Consider the following 2,476-nt stretch of genomic DNA (forward strand, 5'->3'; position numbering starts at 1 on the left):
TCAGGTGAAGATCCGCGGCTTTCGTATCGAACTGGGCGAGATCGAGGCCAAGTTGCAGGGGCACCCGGCGGTACGTGAAGCGGTGGTGCTGGACATCGAAGGACCGAATGGCAAGCAGTTGGCGGCGTACCTGATTGCAAGCGACGAACAGGCTGCACCGGCCGACCGGCTCGCCAGCCTGCGCGAGCACCTCAAGGCCGTGCTGCCGGACTACATGGTGCCGGCACACCTGATGTTCCTGGAGGCCTGGCCGCTGACCGGCAATGGCAAGCTGGACCGCCGTGCGTTGCCCAGGCCCGATGCCAGCCAGTTGCAGCAGGCCTATGTGGCACCGCAGAGCGAGCTCGAGCAACGCATCGCGGCGATCTGGGCGCAGGTGCTCAAGCTTGAGCAGGTGGGCCTGACCGACAACTTCTTCGAGCTGGGCGGCGACTCGATCATCTCGATCCAGGTGGTCAGCCGCGCACGCCAGGCCGGTATCCACTTCACCCCCAAGGCGCTGTTCCAGCACCAGACGGTACAGGGCCTGGCCAGCGTGGCGACGCTCGGCCAGGCGAAGCGCCAGTCGGACCAGGGGCCGGTGACCGGCCAGGCGTTGCTGCTGCCGATTCACCAGTACTTCTTCGATCAGGCAATACCCCAGCGCCATCACTGGAACCAGGCACTGCTGCTCAAGCCGGGCCAGTTGCTGGAGGCCCACAGGCTGCAACAGGCCATGCAGGCGCTGATGGCCCATCATGACGCGCTGCGTCTGCGTTATGCCCGGCAGGCCGATGGCCGCTGGTGGGCGCAGTATGGCGCGGTACAGGCAACCCCCGAGGTGGTGTGGGCTGTGCAGCTTGAGACTGCCGATGCCTTGCCGGCGCTGTGCGACAAGGCCCAGCGCAGCCTGAGCCTGGAGCAGGGCGAGCTGCTGCGCGTGGTGCTTGCGACCCTGCCCGATGGCAGCCAGCGCCTGCTGCTGGCGATCCACCACCTGGTGGTGGACGGCGTGTCGTGGCGCATCCTGCTCGAAGACCTGCAGAGCGCCTATACCCAGCTGGCGGCCGGGCAGGTGGTGAGCCTGCCAGCCAAGACCAGTTCGACCCAGGCCTGGGCGCAGCGCCTGCAGGCGCACGCAGCCGACCTGCAAGGTGAACTGTCCTACTGGAGCAGCGAACTGGCGGGCGCCAGCGCCGAGCTGCCGTGCGACAACCCGCAGGGGTCTGTGCAGGCTGTCCACGCCGCCCAGGCACAGACGCGCCTCGATAAGGCCAGTACCCGGCAACTGCTGCAACAGGCCCCGGCGGCCTATCGCACCCAGGTCAACGACCTGCTGCTGACCGCCCTGGCGCGAGTGATCGCGCGCTGGACCGGGCGCGATGAGGTGCTGATCCAGCTTGAAGGCCACGGTCGCGAAGAACTGTTCGACGACATCGACCTGACCCGTACTGTGGGCTGGTTCACCAGCCTGTTCCCGGTCAAGCTGAGCCCCGCCGACAGCCTCGACGGCTCGATCAAGCGCATCAAGGAGCAACTGCGCTCGGTACCCGAGAAGGGCATCGGTTTCGGCGCACTGCGCTACCTGGGCGACGCGAAGGCCCGTGAAGCCCTGGCCGCGTTGCCGGTGCCGCGCATCACCTTCAACTACCTGGGCCAGTTCGACGCCAGCTTTGCCGACGAACAGGGTCAGGGCGGCTTCTTCAGCCCGGCGGGTGAGCCTGCCGGTGACAGCCAGAGCTCCGAAGCACCGCTGGGCAACTGGTTGTCGATCAACGGCCAGGTGTATGGCGGCGAGTTGACGCTGAACTGGAGCTTCAGCCGCGCTATGTTCGCGCCCGCGACCATCGAGGCGTTGGCCCGCGCCTATGCCGAGGAGCTCGAGGCGCTGGTTGCCCATTGCGTGCAGCCAGGCAGCGTTGGCGTGACGCCTTCGGACTTCCCGCTGGCCAGGCTGACCCAGGTGCAGCTGGACAGCCTGCCGATTGCCGCCAGCGAGATCGACGATATCTACCCGCTGTCGCCGATGCAGCAGGGCATGTTGTTCCACACCTTGTACGAACAGGGCGCAGGCAACTACATCAACCAACTGCGGATGAATGTGAAGGGGCTGGACGTGGAACGTTTCAGGAACGCCTGGCAGGCCGCACTGGACCGTCACGATGTGCTGCGCGCCAGTTTCGTGACCGGCTTCGAACAGCCCCTGCAGGTGATTCGCAAGCAGGTCGAAATGCCGTTCGCCGTGCTGGACTGGCGGGCGCAGCCGGCGTTGCACGCCAACCTGGACAGCTGGGCCGAGGCCGACCTGCAGCGCAGCTTCGACCTGCAGGATGCGCCGTTGCTGCGCCTGACGGTGATCCGTACCGATGTCGATCACCATCACCTGATCTACACCAGCCACCACATCCTGATGGACGGCTGGAGCAACTCGCAGCTGCTGGGCGAAGTGTTGCAACGCTATGCCGGCCAGACGCCAGGGCATTCGGCCGGGCGCTAC

General features: G+C 66.4%; 1 protein-coding gene. It reads left to right on the plus strand.

Annotated features, from left to right (window positions below; genetic code table 11):
* Nucleotides 1-2,476 (plus strand): condensation domain-containing protein (locus DN387_RS25980; protein ID WP_254506432.1); only part of this gene is annotated, 2,476 nt, incomplete at both ends.

Source organism: Pseudomonas sp. FBF18, from assembly GCF_024261405.1.
Classification (GTDB): Bacteria; Pseudomonadota; Gammaproteobacteria; order Pseudomonadales; family Pseudomonadaceae; genus Aquipseudomonas; species Aquipseudomonas palmensis.